We start from the raw sequence: 25975 nt of genomic DNA, 5'->3' as shown, positions 1-25975 counted from the left end.
GGTACGGGCCGGGGATCTTGCTTCGTCGTGAAGCATCCCCGGCCCGTATGTTGTGACCGAAACTAGTTCCTATCGGTGCTTAGCGCGAGCGCACCACCCCGAGGGTTTGGCCGCCCCGGCCATCCCAATCACCGAAGATGACCATATCGCTGTGGCGCCCGTAGGTAACATCTTCGGTCACCTCCGGACCGCTGAGCGGGCCGCGCACCACGTACACATTCCCGCGGCGCACCACGAGGGTGGAACGCTGGGGCTCAATCTTCGCGGCGAGCACCTCATCGCCCGGGTTCCCGTAGGCCATTTCCCCGGAGACCGCGCTGGTGGCCAGGTTATCGGTGAAGATAAAGACGTTGCCGCGCCGCACCGCCAGGGTGTCCACGCCATCACCATTCCAATCGCCCACCAGCCAGGTATCCCCCGGATTACCGAAGCAGTACACCGTGTCGGCCGGGCCGGAGGTAAGGGAATTGCGCACGAGCAGCAGGTTGCCGCGCCGCACCGCGAAGGTATCCACGCCGTCGCCATCCCAGTCACCTACGAACACCTCGTCATCGGCACGCCCGAAGCTGAAGACCCGCGTAGCAACCCCGGAGGTGAGGGTATCGCGCACATGGAAAATATTGGAGCGGCGAATCGCCAGGGTATCGCGCCCATCACCGTTCCAATCACCAGTGAGGATTTCATCGCCGCGCAGGCCGTAGTCCATCACAATATCGGCGGTACGGCCCCAGCCATTAGCGAGGAAGAAGCGCGGCGGGGAAGGGGGCCGCCGGCCCCTTTTCCCAACTCAATGTGGATTNAGTATTGCCCACATCTCGGTGCCCCACAATACGCGGCATCGCCTCGCCGGAACGGTAGCGCGCCGAATTATTGCGCTGCGGGATGGTCAGCGAGGTGGTGCCGCGCGGATCCAGGCCCGCGAGCGCGAATTTCCAGCCGGCCACATCCGCGAGGGTGTTAAGAATGGTTTGCGAGGGGCGGTGGTTCGCGGTGAAGGTGCCGAGCACAGACACGCCCATGGTTCCGGTATTGCGCCCGGCGGCGTGCGCACCAATCGCCATGGTGCCGTCCTGGGATTGCAGGGTGCCGTAGCGCCCTTCCCACTTCCCGCCGTATTTATCGACGATCACGTTGTAGCCAATATCGCCCCAATCGCGGGTGACGGCGTGGAAGGCGTAAATCCCGCGGATAACACGCGGCACCCCGGCTTGGGTGTAGTTATTCGAGCCGGCGGTGTGGTGGATAACCATGCCCTGGAAGGTGGCGTATTCCACCGGCCAGGTCATGAGGGAGCCGTCCGCGCCCCAATCGGCGCGGGTGTGGATCCCGCGGGTTCCGATGCGGTTGGTCCAATCGCGGGCGGTGGGAAGTAAGCCGTTCGCCACCACGCTACCCTGCTCCAGGGTGCCCCCACCGCGCGCGGCGGAGAGCGAAGCCCCCAGGGCCGGAATCTCTTCTTCGCCCTCTTCGGGATTGACCACCGGATCGGTTTCCGTTCCGCGTTCGGGCAGAATCGGCGCAGTTTCGGTCTCCTCTACCTCCACGGTGTCACCCTCGGCGGTGTAAGCAATATCGATGCGCAGGCCGGCCGGGAGCGGGCCCTCGCCCTGGGTAATACGCACCTGAATACCGGTGGACTCCCCCGAGACGTTGTACTCCGTGCCGGGCCGTTCACGCTCGGTTTGGGATTCCTCGCCCACTTCGTACCAATCCGACCACTGCTCCCCGTCCAGGGTGCGCATTTCGATAGAAGCACCCTCGGGCAGGCTCTCCCCGCGGTTCCAGGTCAGCCCGGCCACCGCGAAGGGTTCGTCCACCCGCACCGGGCTGGTGAAGACGGCGTAGTTATCGGCCAGTTCCGCGCCGTCCGCACTATCCTCGGCCCCGTTTTCCGCGTCCCTGTTTGCGGTGCCTTCGTTCTCGGTGCTTTCGTTTCCGGTTCCTGCGGCGCGCAGTACATTCGTGCGCACCGCATTCGGTACGACGCCGCCCGCGGGCCCGGCACTCGCTTCTTGGGCAGGCTCGGCTCCCCCGGTGGGGTGCGAAGCCTCGGTGGGGTGCGCTGCCTCGCGCGGCTCGGCTTCCTTGGAGGAGCCAGGCTTGCTCGCTGATTCTTCCTCGATTTGTGCGGTGGCGGTAGTGGTGAGATCCCCCGCTTCGGTTGTTAGCGGAATAACAATACTGCCCTGTGCATCATCGTTCTCGGCAAAAGCGTAGCCCACAATCGGGACGGCAAGGCCCGCACTCGCGAGCGCCAGCACGGTTCCTAGAACAAGACCGCGACGTTTGGTCATTTTTCCCTCCGGTTCACGCCGCCCACCACGATGAGAACTCATACGGGCAGCTTCCAGACTTACCTTACGGCAAAAGTCCCAACTTTCACACCCTTAACTCCGTTTTACTTTAACCTCATAAAAATACATCGGTGTTATTCGATTGAGGTCGCGGAGTGAGGGGTGGAGCCGCCTCGCGGATACTCGCAGCTCCACGTTGATTTTAATACGTTTTAGTTAGTGAGAACGACGACGCGCCGCGCGCGCCGCCCGCACGTGCAGCTGCGCCCGCNCACCCTGGGAGTGAATCACTTCCGCTTCGGGGAGGAAAACCGAGTGCCAGCCCGCCCGAGCCAGGGCCTCCCCCAGGGCCACGTCCTCGAAGAACATGAAATAGGAATCATCGAAACCGCCCACGGCCTCGAAAGCTTCGCGGCGGAGCAGCAGGCAGGCCCCGGAAAGCCAATCCACCGGGTGGGCACGGGTGACATCCGCATTGGAGCGGTAGGAGCGGGAGAAGGGATTATTCGGCCAGATATTCCCGAGCAGCGCGTGCCCCACCCCGGAAACAATCCGCGGGAATTGGCGGGCCGAAGGGTAGATCTCCCCTTCCGGAGTGCGGATGAGCGGACCGAGCGCGCCGGCCCGTGGGAAGCTTTCCGCCCCGCGCACCAGGGCGTCGAGCGAGCCGGGGGTGAACACCACATCGGGATTGGCCACCACCAGCCATTCGCCGGTGAAGCCCTGGGCTCCGCGATTGGCGGCCCGGCCGTAACCGATATTTTCGCCGGTGCGCACCACCTGCGCCCCGTGGGCGCGGGCTACCCGATCCACTTCGGCGTGCTCGGAGCCGTTATCCACAATGATGCATTCGTGGGCTTCCTGCAGGGCTGCCGGGAGGGAGGCGAGAAAAGCTTCCAGTTCCGGCCCGGGATTGAAAGCCACGGTGATGACACGAATGCGCATGGTCCTAGCCTAGCCGAGCCAAGCGCCTCCCGCCCGCGCCACCGTGCTTAACACCGCAGTGCGGCGCTTCTTCCAGCGGGCGACGCGCCCGAACCCCTATGATGAGGTGGTGGCAAAAAACTCACGCGCCGCAGCGCATCTGATCGGTGGACGCCGCACCTCTTCGTGGTGGCGGGTCGTGGTGCTGGTGCTGCTTGCACTTCTGCTCACCTTCGGCACGGCCCTGTGGTCCGCGTGGGCGCGCTACCAGGGGAATATCACCCGGGCGGATATTGATGATCTGGTTCCTTCCGCCGCCGCGGCGGAGCCGGTGGATCCTTCCGCGGGCCGCCCGCTCAATATCCTTGTTCTCGGTTCGGATGTGCGCAGCGGGGCTTCTGATATTGATAACGCTGGGGAATCCGGCGAAGTCGGGGGGATGCGCGCGGATACTACCATGATCATGCATATCAGCGCTGATCGTAGCCGCGTGGATATTGTGTCCGTGCCCCGCGATACCCTCGTGGATATTCCCTCCTGCACGATTCGTACGTCTTCCGGAGGTTCGGAAACGGTCACCACCCGTCCCGCCCCCGAAACCATGTTCAATTCCGCCTTCGCTATTGGCGGCCAGTACGGCGATGTTGCCAGCGCGGCCGCCTGCACCATGACCACCCTCCACCAGATGACCGGCATTACCTTCAACGGTTATATCGTGGTGGATTTTGCGTCCTTTATTTCTACCGTGGATGCCCTGGGTGGGGTTCCCATGTACTTCGCGGATGATCTGTACGACGAGCGCGCCGGCCTCGATATCGCTTCCGGTTGCCGCCTCCTCAACGGCACCCAGGCTCTGGCCCTGGCCCGGGCCCGCTACAGCGTGGGGGACGGCTCGGATATTTCCCGTATTGGCCGCCAGCACGAATTGGTGAGCGCGGTAGCCGCCGAGGCCCTCCGCTCCAATCTCCTCACCGATTTCGGCCGCCTCATGCGCCTGCTCGACGCCGCCACCCAATCCCTGCAAACCTCCCAGGAAATCGGTTCCATCAGCAATATTGTGGGCCTGGCAAATTCGCTGCGTTCCATCGACCCGGCCAATATCCGCTTCTGGACCATGCCTTTCGCGTGGGCCGGGAACCGCGTGGTCGCGACCGATAGCGCCGAATACGTGTGGGAGGCGCTCCGCCGCGACGTTCCGGTACGTGCGGAAAAGAATGCCGACGGCGTTTTCATTGGCCTTCCCCCGGAAGGCAGCCCCGATGCTCTTCCCAGTACCGCCGCGGGTGCTACGCCAAGTGCCGGCAGCACCGCTGCGGGCAGCGAAGGAGCGTCCGGAGCCGCGGGGGGCGCCGATAGCGATACCGCCGCCACCGACGCGAATTCCGAGAGCACGCCTACGCCGGCCTCTCCCGGCGCGGATGAGACCGCTTCCGCCACTTCTCCCACCACCGCCCAGAGCACCGAGTCCGCGCCCGTGTGTACCCGAGAGAATGCGATTCCCTGAGCATGAACCGTTTCCATGGGACTACCCCACCACCGTCCTTCCCGCCTAAGCGCAGGCTTCCGCGGCCTTCCGCGCAGGGCGCGCAGCCGGTCGGCCGCGGCCGCGCCGTGCCCCCGCAGGCACGCGAACAGCATCCTGATGTTTCCGGGGACCCCCGCGGCGCCGGGATTGCCCCCGCCGCCGGTGCTATCCCCGCTGCCGGAGCCACCCGCAATGCCGGGGCTCCGCGCCGGCCCGCTCCCGTGCAGCCCCCCAGCTTCGCGCCGCAGCGCCAGGTAGCGCCCGCTCGCCCGGCTGAGTCTTTCGAACAGGCGCCCTCCTACCCGCCGGCTGCTTCCCAGGCGCCGGCTCGTGCCTACGCTCCCCACGCTCCCAACGGCGGCTTTGCGCAGCACAGCGGCTTTGCGCAGCCCGCCGATTTTGGGCAACCCGCACCGGACATGCCCGGAATGGGTGCGCCTGCCCGGCGCGCGCGGCGCCGCCATCCGTGGCGCTGGGTAGCTGGCGTCGTCGTCGTTCTTCTTATTCTTGCGGTGACCTGGCCTACCTACCTGTTCTTCTACGGCAACTCCAAGCTCACCCGCGCGGATGCGCTGAGCGGGGCCGCGGGAACGGCCGGGACCACGTACCTGATTGTGGGCTCGGATGTGCGCGAGGCGGACGGGATCGATGACCCGACCGAAGGCGAGCGCGCGGACACCATTATGCTGCTGCACGTGCCCGAATCCGGGGCGCCGGCACTGGTCTCCCTCCCTCGCGATTCTTACGTGAACGTGCCCGGGGAAGGTGAACAGAAGCTCAATTCTTCCTTCGCGTTGGGCGGGCCGCGGCTGCTGGTGGAAACGGTGGAGGAACTTTCCGGGATGACCGTGGACCACTACATCCAGATTTCCATGGCCGGGGTGCAGCAGATTGTGGACGCTGCCGGCGGGGTGCGCCTGTGTTACGACGCCGACGTGGACGATGCGGACTCGGGCATGGTGTGGGAAGCTGGCTGCCACGATACCAACGGTGCTCAGGCCCTTGCTTTCGCGCGGATGCGTAAATCTGATCCGCTGGGTGACCTGGGGCGTACCAACCGGCAGCGCCAGGTGGTTTCCTCCCTGATTGGCAAGCTGAAGACCCCGGCAACGCTGGTGAATTTCCCGCTGCAGCGGCGCATGGTCGGCACCGCCGGCTCCATTCTCACGGTGGATGAAGGGACCTCGCTGTATAACGTGGGGCGGGCCGGGTTGGCGCTCGGAACTGTGCTGGGCGAAGGTGGCCTGGCCGGCGTTCCCCCGATTGCCGATCTGGACTACCGGGCCAACGGGCAGTCCAATGTGCTCCTCGATCCGCAGCGCACCCCGGAGTTCTTCCGGAAGATGCGCGAGGGGACCCTGACTCCCGCCGATATGCTTCCTAGTTTCTAAAGCGTGATAGTCTCAGCGCGATGACTAGCCCAGCACCAGAGCCAACACCAGAACCGCGTTCCTCCGCCCGCGCCCGGGTGGACAAGCTCGTGCGCCGTTTACTCAAGGGCCAGACCTTCCGGCAGTGGCTCGTGGAATTCATGCAATTCTGCACGGTGGGTTTGGGTGCCTATATCGTCAATGTGGGTATTTTTAATCTGCTGGCGCATACCGGGCTGGTGCGCCTGCCCGGCGATCAGTCCATGACCGCGAAGGTCATTTCCGTTACCCTTTCCGTGATTTTTTCCTGGGTGGCCAACCGCTTGTGGACCTTCCGCACCCAGCGTTCGGCGGAAAAAATGCGGGAATTCCTGCAATTCGTGGCGGTGAATCTGTGCGGGATGGCTATCGAGCTGGGCTGCTTGTGGTTCTCCCGCTACGTGCTGGATATGCGCTCCCAGCTGGCCGATAATATTTCTTCCAATGTGGTGGGGCTGATTCTGGGGACCGCCTGCCGCTACGTGCTCTACCGCTACGTGGTGTTCCGGGTGCGCGAGTAGCGCCGTCGTTCCTACAAGTGCCGGGACTCTCACCGCGACCCTCGCGAAGCTGCACCTACGCGAGGCGCCGCACCGTTTAGAAACGCCGGCGGCGTGCTCCCACCGAAATTTCCCCGCCTGCCGGGAAAACTTTCGCCGGGTCGAGGGCCGCCGGGAGCGCGGCGAGCACCACCGAAAAAATAGGGGGTTGGGCCTGGGATAATTCCAGGCGCCCGCCGTTGCGTTCGGCCAGTTGGCGGGCCAGCGGCAGGCCAAATCCGGTGGAGCCGCCCAGGGAGAATCCCTGCGTGAAAATAGCTTCCACGAATTCGGGGGCTACCCCCTCCCCCTCGTCGCTAATATCGATAATGACGCCCCGGCCGGCTGGACGCGAGGTGACCGTCGTCGTTCCCGCCCCGTATTTCAGCGAGTTTTCCACGCACGTGGCAATAATTTGGGAGAGCGCCCCGGGATCGGAAAGCACCGGGCCGTGCTGACCCACCGTGAAAACCACCTTGCGGCCCGCGGCCGCGAAGGCACGCTCCCATTCCACGCCCTGCTGGGTGAAAATCGGTTGCAGCGCCACCGCTTCCGTGGCGCTTTCCTGGGCGCGCGAGGCGTGGAGCAGATCGGTGACCACCCCGGTGAGGCGTTCCACCTGTTCCAGGCAGCGGGTGGCTTCTTCTTTGACGTCCGGATCGTTGCTCAGGTACTGGATTTCTTCCAGGCGCATGGATAGCGAGGTGAGCGGGGTGCGCAGCTGGTGGGAGGCGTCGGCAGCGAATTGGCGTTCGGCGGAAAGCCGCCCGGCCATCCGATCCGCGGCCCGCGCGATCTCCTCAAAAACCAGGTCGATTTCTTCGATACCGGAGGGTGCCATTTGCGGGCGGGTGGTTCCCGCACCCAGCTGTTCCGCGGCGGCCGCCAGATAAATAAGCGGCGCGGAGATACGGCGCGAGACCCGCATGGCGATCCCCACCGCCACCAAAATAGCCACGATAATCGCCAGGATTTCCGCGCCCAGGAAAAGCAGCATATCCCGGCGGGCCCGCGCTTCATCGAGGGCATTGCGCGGGATCGTCACCCCGCCCATCACCAGCGCCGGAATCCCGACCAGCAAAATGGCGGCCAGCGCGGTGCGGATCGTCATCCGCAAAGAACGTGCGCGCATGGGTTCTTCTTAGCGTGTTTCGAAACGGAAGCCCAGTCCCCGCACCGTGGAGATATAGCGAGGGCTATCAACGTCGTCGCCCAATTTACGGCGCAACCACGAAATATGCATATCGAGTTTCTTCGAGGCGGAAGCCTTTTCATCCCCCCACACTTCACTGAAGAGTGCCTCACGCGAAACAACATCCCCCGCGCGGCGAATGAGCGCGGTGAGCAATTCAAATTCTTTCGCGGTGAGCGCCAGCTCCACGCCCCCGCGCAGCGCCCGGCGCGCCCCGGTATCCACCGAAATATCTTGGGCGGTGAAATGATCGGTGCCCTGTTCGGTGCGCCGCAGCAGCGCCCGCACCCGGGCCAGCAGTTCCGCGAGCCGGAACGGCTTGGTGACGTAATCATCGGCCCCGCTATCCAGACCCACCACCATATCGACTTCTTCGGCGCGCGCGGTGAGAATAAGGATAGGGAAAGTGTGGCCTCGCCCGCGGGCCTGCCGCGCCACATCCAGGCCGTCCATATCCGGCAACCCGAGATCCAAAACCATAATATCTACTCCGTGAGCGAGCTGTTCCAGAGCATCCAGCCCGGTATCAACACACGTCACGGCATATCCTTCCCGCGCGAGCGCACGGGCCAGCGGTCCGGAAATAGCGGCGTCATCCTCAACAAGAAGCAAAGTAGTCACACTGAAAGTCTAAGCTATTTTCTTTTTTCACTCAGGGGCGTGGCCTGGGGGCGCAAAGCGGCGCCGAAACACCGTTCTTAATGCGCCCGAATGCGGCGCAGCTCCAGCACCTCGGTGGCCCCCAGGCCCTGGAGGGTAGGAGTCCCCACCGAGATCGTGGTGAAGCGATTCTCCCCCACCGCTTTGAGCGCGGTAGCCACCGGCCGCGAGGTGAGGACCGTGCCCGGGGAGGCCACATCCGCCAGCCGGGACGCCATATTCACCGAGGGCCCGAACACGTCACCGAAACGCCCGAGCACCGGCCCCCAGGTGAGAGAGGCCCGCACCGCCGGAATTTCCGGAGTATCGCGCAGAGCCTGGGTCACATCGCAGACGATATCCGCCCCGGTGACGATATCGTCCGCGATAAAGAGGAACGCATCGCCCATGGATTTCACCACGCGTCCGCCCCCGCCGGTAATCACGGCCCGGCAGGTGTAATCGAAACGCTCAATAAACTCCATGAACTGCCGCGATGTCATCCGCTCGGTCCGGTTCGTGAAAGACACAATATCGATAAAGCCAACGGCGCGCGGCAGCTGCGGGATCGCATCATCCTCATTAATATGCGCGATTTCCGCTTCGGTGTGGCGCAGCAGCGCAGCGGCCTGCCGCGACCAGGTGTAGGCCGCGGTGCGCCGCAAAAATTCTTCAATATCCGGGAAATGATCAAGCACCCAACGCCGTGCATCCACCGGCCCGAGCCCGCCGCTAGTTTCCGCCAGCTCCAGGAGCGTTTCCACATGCCATTGCAGCATGCGATCCACGTTGTGGGCACTGGCGCGCAGCAGCGAAGTGAGGGCCGATTCGGTGAGCGGAGATTCCCCGAGCGATTCCGCCATCGCCCGCATCGCCCGAATATCCCCGTCCGTGAAAACAAGTTCACTATCTTCATCCACGATGGAGGGGAAACCGAGGGCCAGCCAAAAACGCCGCACCCCTTCCGTATCCATATTGGTCAGCTCCGCCGCCTGACGCAGGGTGTAGCGCGGCAGCCCACCCTCGAGGTGTTCCATATAGGCGGAGAAAGCGGTGCCTTCCGTTTCCGCAGGCTGCGGCTCATTGCGCGGTTCTTTGTGTTGCGACGACGCCGGCGCAGCCGGCAGTGCGGACTGCGGAACGCGCGTGGCACCCCCGGGCCGGCTACCACTATCCGGGAGGGAGGTGCGCGAACGCTGCGGGGTGCGGGCGGCGGTTTCCCGGCTCGGCACAAAATTACGATCCACCGGGGCTTCCATACGGGCGGCATTCCCGGAGCGCGGCACCCCCGATTCGGGGCCAAGGGGCAGATCAGCTGCGGTATTGCGCCGCAACTGGGCCATATCATCCGCGCTCAGCTGCGCGCTAGCGGCCGGCTGGGCCCCGCCCCCGAGGAGGTAGGCGATGAGGTCCGGGCTCATGGCCGGGCCGATGCTGGAGTGCTCCCGCGCACTCCGGCCCGCCCCGGCGCCGGTTCCGCGTGATGTTTCGGATTGGGATGCGGGGCGCGGCGCGCTAGCGAATTGCTCAGCCACACTCGCCCCTTCCCTAGCTGCTTAGCACCGGCGCGGCGCCACCTCAGGTGAGGAGAACGGGGAGCGCCAACCGCCAGCTATAAATAAAGTGCCTTCCATCACAGTATACTAGTCGTCCTTGACACTAACGTCCATGTTTTCATCCGGGGATTTTGCTGGGAGTGGAGTGGCGGGTAGCCGCGGGCTATTCTGGAGCAGTGGAGAATAAACGAGAACACACAGAGATTGATGCCCTCGCGGACCGCTATTTCCAGCGCGTCCTCGATACCTCACCCGAAACGGTGACGTTCACCGGCCTGCCCGGTGCCCCTGAAACCAAGCTTGATGATTACTCCCCCGCCGGGATTGCCGCGCATATCGATAATGTGCGGGAGACCCTGGCGGCCCTCGATCACCTTGAAGAGCGCGATGCCACGGATCGGGTGACCGCCGCCGGCCTGCGCGATCGCCTCGGTCTGGAAATTGAACTGTATGAAGCCGGCGAAGAAGTCGGCAAGCTCAATGTTATTGAATCCCCGCTCCAGGGGATTCGCGATGTTTTTGATGTGATGCCCCAGGAAAATGCTTCCGATTGGGAAACCATCGCGGCGCGCCTGAGTGATGTGCCGCGGGCCCTGGCCGGCTACCGGGAATCCCTGGCCCAGCGGGCCGCGTCCGGTCCTGTTTTCGCGGCTCGGCAGGTGGAGCGCTGCTTGGAGCAGGCCCTCGCTGCCGCCTCCGATTCGGGTAGTTTCGCCGGGCTGGCCCAGCGCGGTGCGGCCACCGCCCCGGAACTTACTGAGGCTTTGGAGCAGGGCGCAGCTCAGGCCCGCGCCGCTTACGGGGAACTGGCGGAAACCCTGCGGGGTCTGCTCCCGGGGGCCACCGAAAATGATGCGGTGGGCCGGGATCGTTACGCGCTGCATTCGCGCGAATTCCTGGGCGCCGTCGTCGATCTGGATGAAACATACGAGTGGGGTATCCACGAACTGGAGCGTATCGACGCGGAACAGCAGGCCATCGCGCGCGAGCTGTACGGGGAGGGCGTGAGCGTGAACGAGGCCCTCACCCGCCTCGATCAGGAGGAACGCTACACCCTGCACGGCGTGGAGGAATTGCGTTCGTGGATGCAGCAGACCGCCGATGGTGCCATGGCCGCTGCCACGCAGTACTTCGATATTCCCGAGGCGATGCGCACCATCGAATGCATGATCGCGCCTTCGAATTCGGGCGGTATTTACTACACGGGTCCCTCCGATGATTTTTCGCGGCCGGGGCGTATGTGGTGGTCGGTGCCGGAAGGCGTGACCGAATTCCACACCTGGCAGGAAAAGACCACCGTCTACCACGAAGGGGTGCCGGGTCATCATCTCCAGCTGGGTCTGGCCGTCTACCTCAAGGATCAGCTCAATGCGTGGCGCCGCCAGGCCTATTGGGTTTCCGGGCACGGGGAAGGCTGGGCGCTGTACGCCGAAGCCCTCATGGCCGAGCTCGGCTTCCACGAGGATCCGGGTGACCGCATGGGCGTGCTCGATTCCGAGCGGCTGCGCGCGGCCCGCATCGTGGTGGATATGGGCGTGCACCTGGGTAAGGATGCCGGGAAGGTGGCCGGCGGGCAATTCGGCACCGGCGCTTGGGATCACGACGCCGCCTGGCGTTTCCTGCGCGCGAATGTGGCTATGGAACAGTCCTTCCTCTCCTATGAGCTGGATCGCTACCTCGGCTGGCCGGGGCAGGCCAGCGCCTACAAGGTGGGCGCGCGGATCTGGAAGGAGCTGCGTGAGGAAGCCCGGGCCCGCGCGGGTGCCGGTTTCGACCTCAAGGCGTGGCATATGAAGGCCCTGCGCCTGGGCGGGGTGGGCCTGGACGTGCTGCGCAGCGAGCTCTCGCGCTAGGCCGGTCTTTCCTATGCCGATGACTCATGACGGGGGCGGCGCGGCGCATACGCCCGCGCTGCCCTCCCTTACCTTGGCGCTGGCCAGCCAATCCCCCGCGCGCCTCGCCACCTTGCGGGCCGCGGGCGTGGAGCCGCTGGTGCAGGTTTCGCACGTGGATGAAGATGCACTGCTCGCGCGAGTGCACGGGGGTCCTTCCCAAGGGGTGCTGGCGCTGGCCGCGGCCAAAGCCCGCGATGTGGCCGCCACTCCCGGGCCAGCCCAGGGCGCCGATTTTGTGGTGGGCTGCGATTCCATGTTCGAATTCGAGGGCGAAGTTTACGGGAAACCGCATTCCCCGGAGGTGGCCCGCGAGCGCCTGGCCCGCATGTCCGGCAATTCCGGGATTCTCCACACCGGGCACTGCCTGGTTCACGTTCCTTCCGGGCGTTCCCTGGCCGGGATTTCCCGCGCGAAAGTGACCTTCGCGCACCTGAGCGAAGCGGAGATTGAGGCGTATATCGCCACCGGGGAACCCCTGGAAGTGGCCGGTTCCTTTACCGCGGACGGCTTGGGAGGCCCCTTTATTGACCGCCTTGAAGGTGATTACCACGGGGTGGTGGGGATTTCCCTACCGCTGCTGCGTTCCCTGGTGGAGCACCTGGGCCTGTCCTTCACCCAATTCTGGGCGAAGCCGGCCCGCCCGGCCCTCGGGGTGCTCCCGGAGGCCGCGCAGCGTTTCTTAGCCGATAGCCACCACGGCACGGTTCATCACGGCGCGGACGGTTTCCTGCTGTGCGGTTGCGGGAAACGCCATTGGGGGATGAACGGGGCGGCCGGAATCGCGGCTTTCCGGCGCCACGCCGGGCATATCCAGATCCTGCTTCAACACCGCTCCCCCTGGAGTCACGGCGGTGCCACCTGGGCTTTCCCGGGTGGAGCACGCGAATGGGACGAGGAGCCCTGGGAGGGTGCCCTGCGCGAATTCACCGAGGAGACCGCACTGGCTCCCACGGATCTGCGCCGCGGCGGGGAGCTCACCACCGCGCATGTGGATTGGTCCTATACCAGTTTTGTGGCGCGCTGCCGCGATGGGCTGGAGGCGGTGGCCGACGGGGAATCCATGGAGTTGCGCTGGGTGAACGTGGAGGATGTTGCCTCCTACCCGCTGCTTCCTTCCTTCGCGGCCACCTGGCCGCAGGTGCGCGAGCTGGCCCGCACCACCCTCGATTGGAACGACGGCGCGCGCGGCTAGCGCCGCGCGATCGCTCTCCCGCGCGTAATTAGCGCGGCATGGAAGCCGTGGTCGAGCAGGTCTCCGGCTCAGGAATCCTCGTTGACGTTCGCCGGCAGGCCGGCCACATAGGGGTGGTCGGTGCCGGTGGGCCCGAGGCTTTGCGCCCCGCCCGGGGAGCCCAATTCGGAGAAGAATTCCGCATTGACTGCGGTGAATACTGACCATTCTTCGGGAACATCATCTTCGTAATAGATGGCTTCCACCGGGCAGGCCGGTTCGCAAGCCCCGCAATCCACACATTCGTCCGGATTAATGTAGAGGGTACGGTCCCCTTCGTAAATGCAATCCACCGGGCATTCGTCCACGCACGCCCGATCTTTGGTATCGACGCACGGCAAGGTAATGACATAAGCCACCGGTGTCACCTCCTCCTCTACCGTAATCCGAGCTCACGCCCAGCACCAAATCTAGTGACCGGGCGCGGGGGCTGGAGCTGGTGCGGGAGCGCCTTCGGCTTGCGGAGCGGGGGCGGGCGGAGCGGCCGGCTCCGGCTTCGGGCAGGTGCGGCCGTGATCGGGCTGGTAGGTCCAGTCATAGGACGAATCCTCAACGACCTTATCCCCCAATTTCACGGTGCGAGACACGGTCACGGTAAATCCGGGATCGCCCAAGCCTTGGGGCTCGCAATCCGGCCCCTTACCTTCCGTCATAACCGGCTGGCGGTAATTGCGCGGTTCCGAGGTCCAGGTTTCGACGTCGTAATACTTCGTCGACCACAGCTTCGTGACCACGTACCCGCCCTCGAGATAGGTGTCGATCACCGCGCCGTACGGGGTGGTGTTCTTCCATTTCACGTCTATGGAACCGGACCACAGCGTTGATTCGCGGCCCATGGGGTAACGGGAAAAATGCTTGGTGTGGGGGCGGTGCTCCACATCCTCGTAACCGGCCAGGTAACCAATATTGAACACATTTGTGGCCAGCTGGGAAAGCCCGCCGCCCAGGGCCTCGTTATTGAAGCCGTTCATAACCACCCCGGAGGACACGAAGCCTTCTGAGTATTCGATGGGGCCGAGCGCTGCTTCCAGGGAGAACGTCTCATCGGGTTTGACCAGGGTATCGGTGATTTTCCGGGTACCCACCCGCAGGTTGGTGGTACGCACCGAATCGCTGGTGAGCGGGGTGGAAATCTCCGAGACCACTTCCTTGACCCCGAGCTTTTCCGCATCCGCGGTGCTGAAGGCCGCCGGAATCGGAGCGGGGCTCAGTTCCACGAGGCGCTCGGCGGCAGCGGTGCGCAGCGCGGCCACCTGGGCGCCGGAAGCGAGGGCGGCGTCGTCAATACCCACGCCGTCCTGGGAGGGAATAATCGTGGGCGTGGTGTGGTCCACGATCTCAATGCGGGCATCCACACCCGGTTTGAGCAGGTCCGGGGCGGCGGCCCGTACCGCATCGCCCAGAACCTTGCCGTCCAGCTTGAGCTGAAGCGCCGCGCCTTCCGGCACGAAAGAGGCCGCCTGCGCCAGAGTTTCCGGGCTAAGGTTCACGGCCCGGTCCCCCACCTTCGCGGTGAGATCGCCGGATACCAGCGGCCCAGCCAGCTCCGCGCGCGCCTTTTCGGCAGCTTCGGTGCTAATGGCAGGCTCGGCGGGCACCGCTTCCAGTTCAATACGTTCTTGGCCGCGCAACGGTTGCTCAATCAGAGCGGTGCGGGTAGCCTCCGGGTCGACGGCGCGCCCGGCTTGCGCCGGGCTGAGCTGCGCCGTCGTACCTTCCATCATGAGGGTGGCATTACGCGCTTCCACCCCGGTGCTGTTACGAATGGTATCTACCTGGGCGGATAATGCGGCGTCGTCCACGGTGACCTTCGGGGCGACCTCGCCCTTGCCCGTGAGTTGGTGGAAAATCTCCACGGGGTTGAGGGTGAAACCGGTCAGGCTCTCCACCGTGGCCGCCGCGTCCACGCTCAGGGAGTAATCGCCCGGGTTCACGCTCACGCTGGTGCCCTCCACAACTACCTCAACCGGGCGGGCCACCCGCGCGGCGACCTCACCACTGAGATGTTCGGTGGCGGTGGCGGTATTCATCCCGCCGATCTCAATGCCGGCCACCGTGGTACCCCGCGCGACGCGGTCGGCGCTGTACCAGGCATAACCCACGTAGGCGAGCAGCAAAATCGCAATAACCGCGGAAACAATCCAGGGCCAGCGCAGCTTGCGGGTAGCTTCCACCTGCCGGAATTCCCCGGTGTCGAAAGGCGTGTCAGAACCCGCGGGGCGCACCGCGGTATCTTCGAGACCTACACTTTGCGGCGTGTGCTCAGGTCGCATGCGTCCTCCTGTGGTTGATCCTGGTTGGCCTGCGGGTGTGGGCCCGGAGGCGTGGAATGCCGGCGGCGCACCAGAGCGCCGATCAGCGGGAATGCCCCGGCGAGCGGAGCCAGAACAAGCCAGAGATTCGCGGCCACCCCGTGGAAGACCACGATGTCACCGTAGCCGGGGGCGGCAAAAGCCCAGAAGGTGAGGGCCACTTCACCCAGCCAGAATCCAGCCCAGCACCATGATCCTAGCCAATCGCGGGCGAAAGATGCGCCACTGGCAATGAGCAGCGTGGCGAGGAGCGGGCCGACCCACACAATATCGGTGGCCAGGCCGGGAATTCCCGCCAGCCCCGCGTGAGTGACCGCGGCCAGCGCCCCGGCGAAGGCCCCGAGCAGCAGGCCGGTGGCGAGCTTCGCGCACGTCCGCAGCGCGGTTCCCAACGTATTCGGGCGCGCGGACCGGGCCGAAAGTGGCGCATGGGACGAGGCGTCCCCCGAGACGCGGGGTACGTTCGGGCGCGGGGTGCGGTTCCTCATCTCACTCCTTGTCTGGGCGGGCGCGCCGCTGGTAGGCCGGGCCGCAACCGCGGGCGGGTAGAACAGCCGCGCCGCGGGCGGGCGCTACTTCTTCGCGCGCTTCTTCCGCCCGGCGATTTTGCCGCGTTCCACCGCGCTGAGCACGACTTTGCGCACCCGCACCGATTCCGGGGTTACTTCCAGGCATTCGTCATCAGCAGCGAATTCCATAGCTTCTTCTAGGGTAAGCCGTCGGGGCGCTTGCAGGGTCTCAAACACGTCGGCGGTGGCCGAGCGCATATTTGTCATTTCCTTGGCGCGCACCACATTGACGTCCATATCCTCGTCGCGCGGGTTTTCGCCCACCACCTGGCCCTCGTACACTTCCTGGCCCGGGGTCACGAAGAACGTGCCGCGATCTTCCAGGCGCTGGAGAGCGTAGGCGGTGACCTGCCCAGCCCGGTCAGAGACCAGAGAGCCGGTGGCCCGCGAAGAAATTTCGCCCATCCAGGGGGCGTAGCCCTCCGAAATGGAGGCGGCAATGCCGGTGCCGCGGGTCTGGGTGAGGAACGCGGAACGGAAACCAATCATGCCGCGCGCCGGCACCACAAATTCCATGCGCACCCAGCCGGTACCGTGATTCGCCATCGTTTCCATGAGCCCCTTGCGGGCGGCCATGAGCTGGGTGACCGCGCCGAGGTATTCTTCCGGCACGTCAATAGTGGTGCGCTGCATCGGCTCGCATACGGTTCCGTCAATGGTGCGGGTGACGACCTGGGGCTTGCCCACCGTCAGCTCGAAGCCTTCGCGGCGCATCTGCTCTACCAGAATCGCCAGGGCCAATTCCCCGCGATCCTGCACTTCCCAAGCGTCAGGGCGGCCGGTGGGGAGCACCCGGATGGACACATTACCCACGAGTTCCTGATCGAGGCGATCCTTGACCTGCCGCGCGGTGAGCTTATGGCCTTTACCTTCGGTCCCGGCCAGCGGCGACGTATTAATCCCGATAGTCATAGAAATAGCCGGGTCATCCACGTGGATGGGCGGCAGCGGGCGCGGATCCTCCGGATCCACCAGGGAATCACCAATCGTAATATCCGGAATACCCGCGATCGCCACAATATCGCCGGCCCGGGCAGAGGTGGCCGGCTTACGTTCCAGGCCTTCGGTCAGGAGCAGTTCCGAGATATGGGCCGACGACGTCGTACCATCAGCGCGTACCCACGCAACTGTCGCGCCCTTCTTAATGGTGCCCGAATAAATACGCAGCAGGGCAATACGGCCAAGGAAAGGCGAAGCATCCAGATTGGTGACCTGGGCGGCCAGCGGGGCATCCGCCTCGAAATGCGGGGCGGGAATGTAGTTGACAATCGCCTCGAAAAGCGGCTCCAAATCGGCACTATCGGGCAGCTGGCCGTCCGCCGGGCGGGTCAGGCTCGCGCGCCCGGCCTTCGCGGAAGCGTAAATCACCGGGGTTTCCAGGAGCGAATCGAGCATATCCGGATCGGGATGATCCAGGTCGGAGGCGAGGGAAAGGAGGAGATCCTGGGTTTCGGATTCCACCTCGGCGATGCGCGCGTCCGGGCGATCCACCTTATTAATAACAATAATGACGGGCAGCGAGGCTTCCAGGGCCTTGCGCAGCACGAAACGAGTTTGCGGAAGCGGGCCCTCGGAGGCGTCCACGAGCAAAATAACGCCGTCCACCATGGACAGGCCGCGTTCGACTTCCCCGCCGAAATCGGCGTGGCCGGGGGTATCGATCACGTTAATGGTGATGCCCTCAGGTGCGCCGGCTGCGGCCGCGGCCGGCCCGCGGTAATGGATCGCGGTGTTCTTCGCGAGGATGGTGATGCCTTTTTCGCGTTCCAGTTCTCCGGAATCCATGACGCGCTCCCCGGTTTTCTCCACGGTGGCGCGCTCCCCGAAAGCCCCGGCCTGCCACATGAGCGCGTCCACGAGAGTGGTTTTCCCGTGATCAACATGCGCCACAATGGCAACGTTGCGAAGATCGTTGCGACTATCCATAACCTACTTCCCTGCCGGCCCGCGCCGGCGTTGTGACATACGGGCTGCGCGAGCGCAAACCCCTGGCAATGTTACTCGCCTGGCCCGCACTGTATATGCCACCATGTCAAGAATCACCACGACCGGCTGCGGGAATCGGCAATCGGGGCGCGAACGTGGGAAAATATGCTTATGTCTGCACGTTATCGTCTTCGCGGCGCCTCGGCCGCCCCCGCCGCCGGGCTGTGCGGCGCCATCGGAATCATCGCGCTGGTCATGCAGGTGTGGCAGGGCGGATGGGGTTATTTGCCGCCCGCGGCCGTGTTCGCCGCCGGCATGTGCCTGGCCGGGTACGCGCTCTTCTACTTGCCCAGCGTAGACGTAGACGGTTCCGGAGTGACGATACGCAATACCTTCCGCGACCTGCGGGTTCCGTTCCCGCGGCTGCGCGGGGTCGAATCCGGGTACGGTCTTGTTATCACGACGACGGACGGAGCGGCCATCCACGCCCGCGCCTTCGGCTCCGTCGGGCGCCCCACCCCGGATACCCGCCGCGCCGTCCCGGTCCACGATTCCGGGGATCATACGGTCACCACGGCAACGCTGCCGGTGCGGAAGTTCATTGAGTCGGTGGCCTCCCGTTATGTTCCCGCGGGGGCCCCGAGCGAGCATCCACGGGTGGAGCGGCACTGGGCCTGGGATCGGCTCGCTTTCGCGGTAGCTGGAGTGCTCGGGGTGCTCGGCGGTATTGCCTGGTCGGTGGCGCTATGAGTGCCCAACCCGGTGAGGTGACCCTGCGTTCGCGCGGCCAGATCGTTAAAGGCGGCCTCCTCAGTGCCCTTGGCATCGCGCCCCTGATTCTCATCGCGGCCGGGGTTCCCATGCCGCTCTCCGCTCTTGCTGCCGGCTTCCTGGGGGCCGGGGTGGCCGGGGCCGCCTATTCTTTTTTCTTCCTCCCCGAGTTGCGCTATAGCGCAGCGGGCCTGACCATTATTAACCCGTTGCGTACCATCTACCTGCCCTGGGGCGCGGTTGCGCGCTTCACAACCCGCTTCTATCTCACCACCCATGCTCGGGGCGGGCAGCAGTGGGATGCGGCGGCGTTCCCGGCCGGCGGTGCGTTGGCGGCCGGGCGCCGGCTTCTTCCCGCCCGGCATCCGGCTGCCGCTCGCCACGCTGATCTTCCCGCGCTGCCCGGGCGCGGCGCTACTACCCGCACCCGCTGGGTCACCCTCGCCCGGGCCGCGGAACAGCTGCGCGCCGCCCACTCCCGTGCCCTTGAGACTGCGGACCACCCGGATAGCACAAACCGCCCGGTACGATCCGTGGATCGTAACCGAGCGGTTCTGTGTGTGGCGTGGGTGGCTTGCCTAGCCGCGGCCTGCGGCCTGGCATTCACCTGAGCGCCAAAGTAACTCTCGCCTAGTTGGCGGCGTCGTCGTTCTCATTCAAACGCAAACGCGAGACTTCACGGCCCTGCTTACGCAGCAGCGCGTGGCGTTCTTCGCGGCGGCGGCGCTGCTCAATCGGTTCCGGAACCGGAGCGGCAGCCAGGAGGCGCTGAGTGTAGGCTTCCTGCGGGTTGTGGAGAACATCCTCGCGCTGGCCCGCTTCCACGACCTTGCCGTTTTGCAGCACCACCACGCGGTGCGAGAGCATATCGACCACCGCGAGATCGTGCGAAATGAAGAGACAGGCGAAGCCCATGTCGTCCTGAAGTTCGGAGAGCATGGTGAGAACCTGGGCCTGGACGGACACGTCCAGCGCGGAGGTCGGTTCATCCGCGATGAGGAGCTTGGGGCGCAGGGCCAGGGCACGGGCGATGCACACGCGCTGGCGCTGCCCGCCGGAAAGCTCATGCGGGTAGCGGTTGAAGGAGGAACGCGGCAGGCGCACCGCATCGAGCAGGTCGTACACCCGCTGGCGGCGTTCCGCCTTGGTGCCGACCTTATGAACATCGAGCGGTTCCATAATGCAATCGCCCACCGGGAAACGCGGGTCGAGCGAGGCGGCCGGATCCTGGAAGACCACACCCACGTGCTGGCGCAGTTCCTGGGCGTGCTTACGCGAAGCGCCCACGAGGTCCTCACCGAAGATCTTCACCTCACCGGAGGCCGCCGGGATGAGCCCGAGCACGCACTTGCCGATGGTGGATTTACCGGAACCGGATTCACCCACGAGGCCCACGATTTCACGCTCGGCAACGTCCAAGGACACATGGTCAACCGCGCGGAAGGGCTCCTTGCCGGGAATCTCGTATTCGATAACGAGATCCTTAGCTTCCAGCACCTTCTTATTGAGGTCAATAGAAGCTTCCTTTTCCAGGGAGAAACCGAATTGCTCGCGGCCCTGGCCCAGATGCGGCACGGCTTCCAGCAGACGGCGCGTATACGGGTGCTTGGGGTGGTTCAGAACCTGAACGACGTCGCCCGATTCCACAATCTCACCCTTGAACATCACATGGACCCGGTCGGCCATATCCGCGATAACACCCATGGAGTGGGTGATGAGGAGGATGCCGGTATTCAGCTGGTCCTTGAGGGAGCGCAGCAGGTCGAGGATATCGGCCTGGACCGTCACGTCCAGGGCGGTGGTCGGTTCGTCCGCAATAATGACGGAGGGGTTGGCGATGAGCGCAATCGCGATGACCACGCGCTGGCGCTGCCCGCCGGAAAGCTGGTGCGGGTACTGGTTCATGCGCTCTTCGGCATCGGGCAGCCCGACAGCCTTGAGCATGGCAACCGCGCGATTACGGGCGTCTTCCCCGAAGGCGAGCCCGTGGGTTTCCAGACCTTCCGTCATCTGGCGGCCAATGGTAAGCACCGGGTTGAGGGCGGTCATGGGTTCCTGGAACACCATGCCCACTTCGGCGCCGCGCAGGGCGCGCATGCCCCGCGAGGTCATCCCGCGCACTTCCCGCCCGGCCACCTGCACACTTCCGCTAATAACAGCGTTGGAAGGGAGCAGGCCGAGGGCCGTGGTGGAGGTAACGGACTTGCCGGAACCGGATTCGCCCACCAGGCCCACCACTTCACCCGGGCGCACATCAATACTCACGCCGCGCACGGCGTGAACCGCACCGAATTCGGTAGCGAATTTGACGTCCAGTTCACCGAAGCCGAGCACCGGCTTATCGGTTTTCGGGTGCGGGGTGACGACGGGCTGGTCAGCCTTCAGCGTGGCCGTGGCCGCGGAGGCAGCTTTATCGTGCGTTGTTGCAGCGCGTTTTCCGAGACGCATTTATTCGCCCTTCCTTTCGGTGGCGTCCGATGCGGGAGCGGCGTGCTCGCCACCCGTCGCGGTGGTGGCCGCGGTGGTCACCGGCATGAGATCAGCTTCGACGTCGTTCTCAATATGTCCTTCGGCAAGGGCCTTCATCTTGCGGCGCGAGACCGCAGAACGCTGGCGCGGATCGAAAGCATCACGCAGGCCGTCACCGATGAAGTTAATGGACAGCGCGATGATGAGGATCAGACCGGCCGGGGCGAAGAAGAGCCAGGGGCGGGTCGAGAACGTGGTCTGGTAGGTAGAAATAAGCAGGCCGAGCGAAGTTGCCGGCGGGCGCACCCCGAAACCGAGGAAGGACAGCGACGTTTCCAGCAGAATTGCCGAAGAAATCGACAGGGTTGCCGAAACAATAATCGTGCCCAGGCAGTTCGGGAGGATGTGGCGGAAAATAATACGCCACGGGGAGGCTCCCAGCGCGCGGGCCGAGGCCACGAATTCGCGTTCGCGCAAGGAGAGCACTTCGCCGCGCACCAGGCGCGCCAGGCCCGTCCAGGAAAGCACACCCAGCATAACCGCGAGGAACAAAATGCCCTGGCTTCCCACCATCTTGCCGATAACCGCGGCGAGGATGAGCAGCGGGATCACGATGAAGAGGTCGGTGATGCGCATGAGGATCGCTTCGGTCCAGCCGCGGAAATAACCGGCGGCCGCGCCGATAACCGTTCCAATAATGGTGGAAACCAGCCCGACGACGAAAGCGATAATAATAGAAATCTGGGTGCCCTTCATGGTGAGGGCGAAGTAGTCCTTACCGATATTGTCCTGCCCGAAGGGGTGTTCGCCCAGCGAGGTCCAGGTCAAGGTCGGTTTGCCGTTATTGACGACTTCCAGGACATCCGTGTAATTGTGGCGCCACAAACCGGAGAAGTGCCAGTGCAGCCCAAAGAAGCTCATATTCCAGCCAATGGACAGGAAGGCCACCAGCGTCACAAGAATAAGAACGACAGCGGATACCATCGCGGGCTTATGCCGCAGGAAGCGGCGCAGCACCAGGCGCCCCTGGGAATAGGAAGGGCTGGAGGAAGCGAGCTGAGCGTCGTCGACCTCAACAACGTGTTCCGGGTCGAGCGACGCGACGGTTGTTTTCGAGCGATTCTCACTCATCGGATTCTCCTCGGGCTTGGTGACGATTCATGGGGGTAGTCAGGCTCATGCTTACCGCCTAATCCGAGGATCGACGTAGGCGTACATGATGTCCGCGACCATATTCATGAGCACCGCGGCTCCGCCGGTGACCAGGAAGAAGGCCATGACGGGGGCCGGGTCTACCTGGGCCAGGCCGGTTCGGAAGAGTTCACCCATGCCCTTCCAGCCGAAGACCGTTTCGGTAATAACTGCGCCGCCGATGAGGCCCGCGAAATCGAAAGCGATGATGGTGAGCAGCGGCAACATGGCGTTGCGGAACGCGTGCCGGGTGATAACCGTATGTTCGGGCAGGCCCTTGGCGCGCGCGGTACGGATGTAATCCTGACCGAGCACTTCCAGCATGGACGAGCGCGTATAGCGCGTATAGGACGCGATGGACATGAGCGTCAGCGAGATCGTCGGCAGCAGGAGGTGGGTGAAGGAATCCAGGAAGCTGAGCCAGAAGACGTGGCTGCCCTGGAAATTCGGGGTCATCGAACCGATGGTGGAAATCGGACGGTTCTGGGTGAGCGGCAGGTAGGTGGACCAGTAGCGGGCGGCGAAATCGAAGATAATCGCGATCCACACCGAGAACACGGCCCAGATCGAGGCCCAGGTGACCGAGCGGCGGGCGTAGCCACCGAAGAAGTAGGACACGCCCACGGAGGCGGCAATCCCGAGAGCCAGAATCAGGAAGAGGAAGCCCCACGTGGGCTCCCAGAGCATATTCGAGCAGGCCGCCACGATAACGAACATAATCGCGGCATTGGCGCCCACCACAGCAAAGCCGCGCTTATTGGAGAAGCCGAGGAAGAGGCCGGTGAAGAGCACTGTGCCGGCCAGGCCCATGAGGGCTTCGATCCACAGCCCGCCGGTGGGTTCCAGGAAGGCGCGGGTTACGGAAATGTATTCCATGACGCCGAAGGCGATAGCGAAGCTGATGCCCGCGGCCATGGCGCGCCGCTTCGGGCCGCCGGCCACGAGGGCCTGCACAAAGAGTGCGAAGATACCGGCAAATATGACGATGGTAACCAGTGAGATTGTTGGATCTGCCAGCCAGTCATTAAAGCGAATAGCGCCGTATTCCTTCAGGAGCACCGCGAAGACGAAAGCGGGCAGTGAGTAGAAGGTGAAGGCGAGGAAGGTCACGACGTAATCGAAACCGGTGTAGCGGCGGATAGCGCTCATAACACCGAAGAAGATTCCGAAGAAGATCGCGAGGAAGGTGGCCGCCAGCACGAGGCGCAAGGTGGCGGAAGCGGCCTGACCGAGCATGTCATTAACAGACTGTCCGGAACGATTGACGCCCAGGTCGCACTGGCCGATGAAGCATTTCGCTGCTCCGGTCAGCCAAGTCCAATAGCGCTCGTACCAGGGCAGGTCGAGGCCCATGAAGGAGGAGCGCTGCTGCATGAGGTTTTCGCGATTCGGGTTATTGGATTCGCGAAGGTCCTCGAGGGGGTCGCCCGAATTAATCGTAAGAACGAAGATAAGGAGCGACGCGGCCCAGAGGATAAGTACTGAGATGCCAATTCGTTTGGCGATGAATTTATACACCGCGAGACTTCTTTCCGTTCTGTGTGCCGATGGGCGCCGGTTCGGACAATTTTACTCGGTGACTATAGTACATAAGCATTTCCAGACGAAATGGGACGTGGGATGTGACACAGGAAGGGTGATAAAACTGCACGCCCGGAGGGGCCGCAAGCGCGGCCCCTCCGGTGCAGCTAGAAAATAACTATTACTTCCTGTGCATAAGGCTAATTACTCAGCCTTGGCGGGTGCGGAGCCCCAGCTCCACTTTTCGGCGTTCCAGGCGATACCGGACTGGGTGACGTTGCGCTCAACGTTCTCCATACCGGTGGTGTACGCCGCGATGCCCGGGTGGGTGAAGAGCGGGATACCGAAGAGGTCATTCCACAGTTCCTTCTCAATCACCTTCTTGGCTTCCTTCTGGACCTTCGGATCCAGGCTGGAGGAAACCTTGTCCCATTCGGTATCAACAGTGGCGTTGTTGTAACCGGTCTGGTTCTGGCCACCGTTGGACTTGTAGATATTCGCGCCGGAAACGATCTGGCCGGAGCCGGACCAGGCGAAGAGCACCATATCGAAGTCGCCGCTCTCATAGCCGCCACCCGGAGCCATGAAGCCCTGGGCCCCGACGTCCTGGACGGTGATGCCGGCCTGGGCGCAGGAGGAGGTCACGAGGGCAACCTCATCGGAACGGCGCTGGTTGGGCTGGTTGTAACCAATGCGGACCACCGGGTTGGCGATACCGGATTCAGCAACCTTGGCCTTGGCCTTTTCGATGTCGACCTTGTCATATTCGCCGTTGTAGGAGGCGGCCACAACTTCCTTGTACTCGGGGTTATCCGGGAAGTATTCGCGGGAGTTGAGGACTTCAGCGTTAGCGTTGAGCGGCTTGATGAGCGAATCAACGATCTGCTGGCGCGGGATGCAGTAGGCCATGGCCTGGCGCAGCGCGAGGCCGCCCTTGTCATTGGCGAAGATGGAGCCCGGCTTGAAGTTGAAGTCGAAGTGCTCCCAAATCATGGTGTTACCTTCGAGGACGGTCACGCCCTGGGTGCCGTTGAGGGCATCAAGGGTGTCCTTGGTGGCCTGCGGCTCAATGACGTTCACGTTCTGGTTGGCGAGGGCCTGAACCTGGCCTTCCGGCGGGATGAAGCGGATCACGAGCTCATCGAGGCCGGGCTTCTCACCCCACCAATCCGGGTTGGGAACCATGGTGATGTACTGACCGGCTTCCCAGCCACCTTCCTTGAGGGTGTAGGGGCCGAAGGACGGGGCATCTTCCGCGGAGGGAAGCTGGCCCGGGGTGGGCGAATTCCAGTTATTCCAGAATTCAGCGGCCTTCTTGGCGGTCGCGAAGTCCTTGTTCTTGAGGGCCTCGAAGAGCTCCTTCTTGGAGATACCGATCTTCTTGGCTACCACGTGCGAAGGAAGCGGACCGGAAACAACCAGCTGCCAATCCGGATTCGGAGCGGCGTAGGTGATGGTGAAGGAACGGTCACCCGCATTGCACTGGGGGCCTTCCGGAACACCGTCCGCGTAGGTATCCGGGCTGGATACGTGGTTGAACAGCGGTTCATCGGAGCCTGCAGCGGCCTGGCCATCCATAATCCACTTCGGGTTCTGGCTAACCCAGTCCATGTAGGCATCTTCACAGGTGATGGGTTCGCCGCCCTGGTACTTAGCATCATCGTTGAAAGTGTACTTCACGGTGAGCGGGTTCTCGGAAACCATTTCATAGTCACCGAGCGGGGTGCCATGCTTCCACTCGCCATTGGCGGAGTAGTAGCCGAATCCGGGCATCATGCGATCAACAACAAGCGAGTTGGCCGAGCTGTAGGTAGTGGGCGTCAAGCCATTGTAGCCCAGGAATTCATCGGCACCGATGGTAACCGAAGCGGTCCGGTTGACATTTCCTTCGACCTGGGTGGGGCCACCCTTGCCGTTGGAGGAACAACCAGTCATGACCAGAGCAAGCGCGGCTGCTCCGGCCACCAAGGGATAAGCGGTCTTCTTCACGAAGGAACCTCCTCATTGACTGT

General features: G+C 63.8%; 21 protein-coding genes. 7 read left to right on the top strand and 14 right to left on the bottom strand.

Annotation, left to right across the window (positions count from 1 at the left end):
- Positions 1 to 79: 79 nt before the first annotated feature.
- The 3 genes from CZ322_RS05180 to CZ322_RS05170 all read right to left on the bottom strand — a co-directional run bounded on the left by CZ322_RS05180 (position 80) and on the right by CZ322_RS05170 (position 3239).
- Positions 80 to 709 carry a hypothetical protein gene (locus CZ322_RS05180; RefSeq protein WP_143231857.1) on the bottom strand — a complete coding sequence of 210 codons (630 nt, stop codon included), beginning with the start codon at positions 707 to 709 and terminating at the stop codon, positions 80 to 82.
- 25 nt (positions 710 to 734) lie between these two features.
- The gene (locus CZ322_RS10460) at positions 735 to 1250 is read right to left on the bottom strand and encodes an N-acetylmuramoyl-L-alanine amidase (RefSeq protein ID WP_459543375.1); all 516 of its coding nucleotides are present in this window, start codon (positions 1248 to 1250) and stop codon (positions 735 to 737) included.
- Between the two features lie 1260 nt (positions 1251 to 2510).
- Complete coding sequence (locus tag CZ322_RS05170; protein WP_087070489.1) at positions 2511 to 3239, bottom strand: glycosyltransferase family 2 protein; 729 nt, start codon at positions 3237 to 3239, stop codon at positions 2511 to 2513.
- 109 nt (positions 3240 to 3348) lie between these two features.
- Here CZ322_RS05170 and CZ322_RS05165 point away from each other — a divergent pair, with 109 nt between their 5' ends.
- Genes CZ322_RS05165 through CZ322_RS05155 form a run of 3 tightly spaced genes read left to right on the top strand, consistent with a single transcriptional unit; the run spans position 3349 to position 6673 of the window.
- Positions 3349 to 4722: an LCP family protein gene (locus tag CZ322_RS05165; protein WP_234984474.1), complete on the top strand. Its 1374-nt coding sequence runs from the start codon at positions 3349 to 3351 to the stop codon at positions 4720 to 4722.
- A 2-nt stretch (positions 4723 to 4724) separates the two neighbouring features.
- Positions 4725 to 6134 carry an LCP family protein gene (locus CZ322_RS10260; protein WP_234984473.1) on the top strand — a complete coding sequence of 470 codons (1410 nt, stop codon included), beginning with the start codon at positions 4725 to 4727 and terminating at the stop codon, positions 6132 to 6134.
- A 20-nt stretch (positions 6135 to 6154) separates the two neighbouring features.
- Positions 6155 to 6673, top strand: a complete 519-nt coding sequence (locus CZ322_RS05155; RefSeq protein WP_087070487.1) for a GtrA family protein — start codon at positions 6155 to 6157, stop codon at positions 6671 to 6673.
- Positions 6674 to 6749: 76 nt separating this feature from the next.
- Here the strand turns inward: CZ322_RS05155 and CZ322_RS05150 are convergent, their stop codons facing one another.
- From CZ322_RS05150 to CZ322_RS05140, 3 genes are all read right to left on the bottom strand, one after another.
- Complete coding sequence (locus tag CZ322_RS05150; protein WP_087070486.1) at positions 6750 to 7823, bottom strand: sensor histidine kinase; 1074 nt, start codon at positions 7821 to 7823, stop codon at positions 6750 to 6752.
- A gap of 9 nt (positions 7824 to 7832) precedes the next feature.
- The gene (locus tag CZ322_RS05145; RefSeq protein ID WP_087070485.1) at positions 7833 to 8504 is read right to left on the bottom strand and encodes a response regulator transcription factor; all 672 of its coding nucleotides are present in this window, start codon (positions 8502 to 8504) and stop codon (positions 7833 to 7835) included.
- Positions 8505 to 8581: 77 nt separating this feature from the next.
- The gene (locus CZ322_RS05140; RefSeq protein WP_087070484.1) at positions 8582 to 10057 is read right to left on the bottom strand and encodes a hypothetical protein; all 1476 of its coding nucleotides are present in this window, start codon (positions 10055 to 10057) and stop codon (positions 8582 to 8584) included.
- A gap of 197 nt (positions 10058 to 10254) precedes the next feature.
- Here CZ322_RS05140 and CZ322_RS05135 point away from each other — a divergent pair, with 197 nt between their 5' ends.
- Together CZ322_RS05135 and CZ322_RS05130 are read left to right on the top strand one after the other, a co-directional pair.
- The gene (locus CZ322_RS05135) at positions 10255 to 11931 is read left to right on the top strand and encodes a DUF885 domain-containing protein (RefSeq protein WP_234984472.1); all 1677 of its coding nucleotides are present in this window, start codon (positions 10255 to 10257) and stop codon (positions 11929 to 11931) included.
- A 19-nt stretch (positions 11932 to 11950) separates the two neighbouring features.
- Complete coding sequence (locus CZ322_RS05130; RefSeq protein WP_234984471.1) at positions 11951 to 13165, top strand: Maf family nucleotide pyrophosphatase; 1215 nt, start codon at positions 11951 to 11953, stop codon at positions 13163 to 13165.
- A 68-nt stretch (positions 13166 to 13233) separates the two neighbouring features.
- Here the strand turns inward: CZ322_RS05130 and fdxA are convergent, their stop codons facing one another.
- From fdxA to typA, 4 genes are all read right to left on the bottom strand, one after another.
- Complete coding sequence (fdxA, locus tag CZ322_RS05125) at positions 13234 to 13563, bottom strand: ferredoxin (protein WP_026428348.1); 330 nt, start codon at positions 13561 to 13563, stop codon at positions 13234 to 13236.
- 51 nt (positions 13564 to 13614) lie between these two features.
- Positions 13615 to 15477, bottom strand: a complete 1863-nt coding sequence (locus CZ322_RS05120) for a VanW family protein (protein ID WP_234984470.1) — start codon at positions 15475 to 15477, stop codon at positions 13615 to 13617.
- The gene (locus tag CZ322_RS05115) at positions 15447 to 16004 is read right to left on the bottom strand and encodes a hypothetical protein (RefSeq protein ID WP_087070480.1); all 558 of its coding nucleotides are present in this window, start codon (positions 16002 to 16004) and stop codon (positions 15447 to 15449) included. The genes CZ322_RS05120 and CZ322_RS05115 overlap by 31 nt, the downstream gene beginning before the upstream one ends.
- A gap of 84 nt (positions 16005 to 16088) precedes the next feature.
- Positions 16089 to 18011, bottom strand: a complete 1923-nt coding sequence (gene typA, locus CZ322_RS05110; protein WP_087070479.1) for a translational GTPase TypA — start codon at positions 18009 to 18011, stop codon at positions 16089 to 16091.
- A 171-nt stretch (positions 18012 to 18182) separates the two neighbouring features.
- Between typA and CZ322_RS05105 the strand changes: the two genes are divergently transcribed.
- Entirely contained in the window at positions 18183 to 18761 is a 579-nt protein-coding gene (locus CZ322_RS05105) for a PH domain-containing protein (RefSeq protein WP_087070478.1), read from the top strand.
- Entirely contained in the window at positions 18758 to 19393 is a 636-nt protein-coding gene (locus tag CZ322_RS05100; RefSeq protein ID WP_087070477.1) for a hypothetical protein, read from the top strand. Before CZ322_RS05105 ends, CZ322_RS05100 begins: the two co-directional genes overlap by 4 nt.
- Before the next feature lie 19 nt (positions 19394 to 19412).
- Here the strand turns inward: CZ322_RS05100 and CZ322_RS05095 are convergent, their stop codons facing one another.
- The 4 genes from CZ322_RS05095 to CZ322_RS05080 form a co-directional block, all read right to left on the bottom strand.
- On the bottom strand, positions 19413 to 21230 hold the full coding sequence (locus CZ322_RS05095) for an ABC transporter ATP-binding protein (RefSeq protein ID WP_026428353.1): 1818 nt from the start codon (positions 21228 to 21230) through the stop codon (positions 19413 to 19415).
- Positions 21231 to 22382, bottom strand: a complete 1152-nt coding sequence (locus CZ322_RS05090) for an ABC transporter permease (protein ID WP_026428354.1) — start codon at positions 22380 to 22382, stop codon at positions 21231 to 21233. It lies immediately after the preceding gene.
- A 51-nt stretch (positions 22383 to 22433) separates the two neighbouring features.
- A complete protein-coding gene (locus CZ322_RS05085; RefSeq protein ID WP_026428355.1) occupies positions 22434 to 23960 on the bottom strand; it encodes an ABC transporter permease in 1527 nt (508 codons plus the stop codon).
- Between the two features lie 207 nt (positions 23961 to 24167).
- Positions 24168 to 25952, bottom strand: coding sequence for an ABC transporter substrate-binding protein (locus CZ322_RS05080; RefSeq protein ID WP_087070476.1), 1785 nt, complete (start codon positions 25950 to 25952; stop codon positions 24168 to 24170).
- Between the last annotated feature and the right edge of the window lie 23 nt (positions 25953 to 25975).

Source organism: Actinotignum timonense (genome assembly GCF_900155575.1).
GTDB lineage: Bacteria > Actinomycetota > Actinomycetes > Actinomycetales > Actinomycetaceae > Actinotignum > Actinotignum timonense.
Note: the sequence above shows the minus strand (reverse complement) of the source record. Positions and strands in the feature narration are given on the sequence as shown.

Excerpts from the sequence above, each read along its gene's own strand:
- CZ322_RS10260 (WP_234984473.1), top strand. The coding sequence starts at position 4,725 with ATGAACCGTTTCCATGGGACTACCCCACCACCGTCCTTCCCGCCTAAG.
- CZ322_RS05155 (WP_087070487.1), top strand. The coding sequence starts at position 6,155 with ATGACTAGCCCAGCACCAGAGCCAACACCAGAACCGCGTTCCTCCGCC.
- typA (WP_087070479.1), bottom strand. The coding sequence starts at position 18,011 with ATGGATAGTCGCAACGATCTTCGCAACGTTGCCATTGTGGCGCATGTT.
- CZ322_RS05095 (WP_026428353.1), bottom strand. The coding sequence starts at position 21,230 with ATGCGTCTCGGAAAACGCGCTGCAACAACGCACGATAAAGCTGCCTCC.
- CZ322_RS05150 (WP_087070486.1), bottom strand. The coding sequence starts at position 7,823 with ATGCGCGCACGTTCTTTGCGGATGACGATCCGCACCGCGCTGGCCGCC.
- CZ322_RS05100 (WP_087070477.1), top strand. The coding sequence starts at position 18,758 with ATGAGTGCCCAACCCGGTGAGGTGACCCTGCGTTCGCGCGGCCAGATC.
- CZ322_RS05120 (WP_234984470.1), bottom strand. The coding sequence starts at position 15,477 with ATGCGACCTGAGCACACGCCGCAAAGTGTAGGTCTCGAAGATACCGCG.
- CZ322_RS05115 (WP_087070480.1), bottom strand. The coding sequence starts at position 16,004 with ATGAGGAACCGCACCCCGCGCCCGAACGTACCCCGCGTCTCGGGGGAC.
- CZ322_RS05130 (WP_234984471.1), top strand. The coding sequence starts at position 11,951 with ATGACTCATGACGGGGGCGGCGCGGCGCATACGCCCGCGCTGCCCTCC.
- CZ322_RS05090 (WP_026428354.1), bottom strand. The coding sequence starts at position 22,382 with ATGAGTGAGAATCGCTCGAAAACAACCGTCGCGTCGCTCGACCCGGAA.
- CZ322_RS05105 (WP_087070478.1), top strand. The coding sequence starts at position 18,183 with ATGTCTGCACGTTATCGTCTTCGCGGCGCCTCGGCCGCCCCCGCCGCC.